Origin of the sequence: Microbulbifer okhotskensis, assembly GCF_023895975.1 — a bacterium.
GTDB classification, from domain to species: domain Bacteria; phylum Pseudomonadota; class Gammaproteobacteria; order Pseudomonadales; family Cellvibrionaceae; genus Microbulbifer; species Microbulbifer okhotskensis.
On sequence record NZ_JALBWM010000208.1, the window covers coordinates 1 to 3,370 of the forward strand.

Annotated in this window: 5 protein-coding genes; 1 reads left to right on the forward strand and 4 read right to left on the reverse strand. The window is 45.7% G+C overall.

Features of this window, described 5'->3' with window-relative positions:
- The first annotated feature begins 47 nt into the window (after window positions 1–47).
- Window positions 48–239, forward strand: coding sequence for a hypothetical protein (locus MO867_RS21100; RefSeq protein WP_252472787.1), 192 nt, complete (start codon window positions 48–50; stop codon window positions 237–239).
- 480 nt (window positions 240–719) lie between these two features.
- On the opposite strand, the gene MO867_RS21105 is transcribed toward MO867_RS21100, so the two are convergent.
- The 4 genes from MO867_RS21105 to MO867_RS21120 form a co-directional block, all read right to left on the reverse strand.
- Window positions 720–1,547, reverse strand: coding sequence for a hypothetical protein (locus tag MO867_RS21105; RefSeq protein WP_252472789.1), 828 nt, complete (start codon window positions 1,545–1,547; stop codon window positions 720–722).
- A 383-nt stretch (window positions 1,548–1,930) separates the two neighbouring features.
- On the reverse strand, window positions 1,931–2,596 hold the full coding sequence (locus MO867_RS21110; protein ID WP_252472791.1) for a hypothetical protein: 666 nt from the start codon (window positions 2,594–2,596) through the stop codon (window positions 1,931–1,933).
- 54 nt (window positions 2,597–2,650) lie between these two features.
- A complete protein-coding gene (locus MO867_RS21115; protein WP_252472793.1) occupies window positions 2,651–2,896 on the reverse strand; it encodes a hypothetical protein in 246 nt (81 codons plus the stop codon).
- Window positions 2,897–2,921: 25 nt separating this feature from the next.
- Window positions 2,922–3,125, reverse strand: coding sequence for a hypothetical protein (locus MO867_RS21120; RefSeq protein ID WP_252472795.1), 204 nt, complete (start codon window positions 3,123–3,125; stop codon window positions 2,922–2,924).
- Between the last annotated feature and the right edge of the window lie 245 nt (window positions 3,126–3,370).

Below are 3,370 nucleotides of genomic sequence, written 5' to 3' on the forward strand. Positions count from 1 at the left end.
TATACGGCTGCTGCAGCAGCCTAAAGGGTGATGCACTTCAGAGTTGAATGCAGGATATATTTAGAAATTGGACCAAAACAGAAAGCAACCTCAATGCACAGAGTTACTCTTTCCAATCTGGCAAACTAAAAAACCACAACAAGGTAAAACCACGACAAGAAATTGAAGTGAAAAATAGAACTTCAATAGAAATAGAAATAGAATTGCTACAGAAGAAAACCTTAAAAATAGCAGTATGAAAAACTCACCCTTACCCTCCCTGACAGAAAATACCTAGCAAATCCAGGTGGGAATTTTATAGCACAAACATGCCGCAGTAAATGATAAAAATCTAACTGGTGAGTCATTGTTAGGACGATAGAACTAAGTAAACCAGTTAAAACCTTTACTCATAGAATTATCTACCAGCCGAGTTCAATATAAGTAAATTATACAAACTCCGACACCTGATAACAGACCAGGGAATGCCCGCATTCTCCATCACCTGAATAACATCCTGGATAGGAAACTTACCCAGACCCATCTTTGGTGGCACAGGCGGGCTATGTCTTCTATTAGGCAGCAGCCTCGTAGCGAAAAAAGTAAGGGCAACAAAAAAACCCACACACGGCGGGTTAATTTTTATGAAATAAGTATCGCTATTGAGCGACTATCTAAGTTTTCTTAACTGATTTTAGCAACAGTACATCTTGAATCTTAAATCAAAATTAAGGATGCGTTTAGAACTCGTAAGCTTCTCTCAGCATATCTTCAAGATATACATGATGAGTTTCAAATTCCATACCTTGCGCGTCTTTAATTTTAACACTTATAGCTGTTTCATCACCATCAGGACCAGTTGTTGTTGTCACTTCTAGCTTATATGCTTCATAAAATTTTGATTCATCACCAAAAGGTGCGTGAAAATGGTAAACCTCTTTCCCCTCCCCAAACCACAGTAATTCGACAACAAATGCCATATCACCATTGTTTGAATTTGGATCAAGAGCTGGATTATCTCTTAGAGATAATTCAACCTGCTTACCGTCAACTGTGAACGATGCGACATCAACAATCTTGCTTGGAGTCGCATCAACCAACTCCCCATGAACAGTAAACAGTCTTTGGTCATAGTTCAGTGAACGCTCTGCCCCAATAAAATTTTCAGCCTCAGAGACATAACCTTCAATGTTGATCATTGTATTATTTAAGCTTTCGAGGTCCAAGCCATCTACTACAACATCAAGCTGACGATACACCCAGGCACCATCGACGGTCGCTTCATGTCTCCAGCCTCCATCATCCACCTGGAAATTACTTACTGACAGACTAGGCGCATTAGAAAAGTTAATTTCCAACGAGGTAAGTATAGCGGGAGACCATTGATCCTCTTGATCAACAGTCAAAGTTACAGAGCTAGCGTCTTCTAAATCTAGACCGGGGTACTGTATTTCACCACCATGTGAACCTAGAACTTGAAGTTCGTATTGGAACGTTTTAGCTTGCGCGCCGAAGGCCAACAAGGCCACAGAAACAGCTACTGTTTTGACGGTATTTCTAAAAAACATAAAAACTCACTAAAAAATATATTGAATTAACTAGTGGAAGAGAAAGTGAAGCTTATAACACATCCTAAACCAAGTAAATTATACTGCGCTTAATTTAACACCCCTCCCCGGTACGAGCTTACCAAGCAATGGAATTCACAATTTCATGAGTAGACTTTTTCTTTCTCACCAGACTTACCATAAATAAAACATATGAAAATCCAGTACCTGATCACACTTTGCGGAAGTGCCATTAAAAAATATAAAGCGCCTACAAAAATGTATCAATGGCAGCAAAGCTTATTAACTTCCAGACACAAAAAAACCGGCTCAGTGGCCGGTTTGATTTTGCAACGCAGAAAAATTGCACGCTAGGGAATTTATACCCCCTCAGGACAAAACTGTCAACAAGCCTTCTTAAATCGCTCTCGATACTCCTGCACCAGCTCAGACACTGGGCCAAGCGCTCTTGCTGGTAAAGGGTCCAAACGCCGGTGTAGACGCTTCCATATCTTCACCCACTCCCCATCCCACCGCTTCTTATCACACCCCAAAATACTACGCGCCTGGGCAAGATTGATTGATCGCCCATTTACATCCCGCAACGCACACGCACTAATACAAAACAGCGCCAACTGGCTAACCTTCTCTCGTGGGTGCGATTCCTCCCACTTATCGAATTCACTCATCAAGTATTGCAACAGCGCCGCCCGCTCTTTAAATCTTTTTGCGGGAGGAGCGTAGGCAGCCATGCCCCAGCAATAAGCCAGCGGATCACTATCCCGCAGCCTGGCAACCACGCTTTGGATTAATCCCTTCTCGCAGGCATCCATAATCCGGCTACCGCTCCCCTTCCCCACAACCGTCTCAGTACCACTCACTCGTGGCGCATCAATTCGGCAGATGACCTGATCCGCCTTGCCCTGCACCTCACCACGAATCACCACCTTCCGGCCCCGGCGCGTGCTTAGAGTGGCCGTACTTCTACCGCCCATAGCCTCGTAATCAAACGCCGCTGCCGCCCCATCGAACGCATCATGCCAAGCCTGTCTCGCAGTATCGAATCTCATATCACTCCCCCCAAGACCTCAAACGGTAAACTCAAGCTGGCCCGCCCGGACCCATCACGCGACTTCCTGAAAACTATCGAAATACTCCTGAAAAACCTTTCTCGCCACATGCAGATTATCCCGATGGAAAGTCCCCAAATAATCCTCATGCACCCGCCGAATTTTATTTTGAGTCACCACCGTATGGGCAAACACCAAATCCACTTGGCGCGGGTTTTCCGTACGAAATACCGCTAAGGGTCTACTCGCAGCGGTTGTCATAATTCGCTCTTTCGCCTCGATGAGAGTCACAACGGTCATAGCATCGCTCCTTGAAAATCCGTGTTTACCAGCCAGTGTCTGTCAGCATTTCACCGATTGGCCTGTCCCGCGTCCGCTGCTGGGCCGCTGCGCGCTGCTGAGGGATAAACTTCTCCCGCCTCACCCAATTGCGCCACACCGCCAACCAATCACGCCGCACCCCCTGCTTGCCCGACTGAGATTTCCAGTAATCACCAAAGCTGGCCGCAATGTCGTAGATCTGGTGCATCACCTCTGGCCGCGTCTTGGCCGCCTCAGTGTAAAATTCTTGGGTTAACTGCCAATCATCGGGAAGGCGAGTACCACGCTTCGATGGCGGAGCGGATTCCTGACGGACAGCAAGGGCACCTCCCTGACCGCTCTCTCTCTGGTTATTTTCTAGATTATTTACTTTCTTAGTATCTTTACTTTCTTGTGTTCCAACACTTCGGACAGTTTCATGCAGCTATAGCCCCATAGTCACTGTACCGCTCG

What these genes read in the sequence shown, in the direction of transcription:
- MO867_RS21110 (WP_252472791.1), bottom strand. Translation starts at nt 2,596, where the DNA reads ATGAGATTCGATACTGCGAGACAGGCTTGGCATGATGCGTTCGATGGG.
- MO867_RS21105 (WP_252472789.1), bottom strand. Translation starts at nt 1,547, where the DNA reads ATGTTTTTTAGAAATACCGTCAAAACAGTAGCTGTTTCTGTGGCCTTG.
- MO867_RS21115 (WP_252472793.1), bottom strand. Translation starts at nt 2,896, where the DNA reads ATGACCGTTGTGACTCTCATCGAGGCGAAAGAGCGAATTATGACAACC.
- MO867_RS21120 (WP_252472795.1), bottom strand. Translation starts at nt 3,125, where the DNA reads ATGCACCAGATCTACGACATTGCGGCCAGCTTTGGTGATTACTGGAAA.
- MO867_RS21100 (WP_252472787.1), top strand. Translation starts at nt 48, where the DNA reads ATGCAGGATATATTTAGAAATTGGACCAAAACAGAAAGCAACCTCAAT.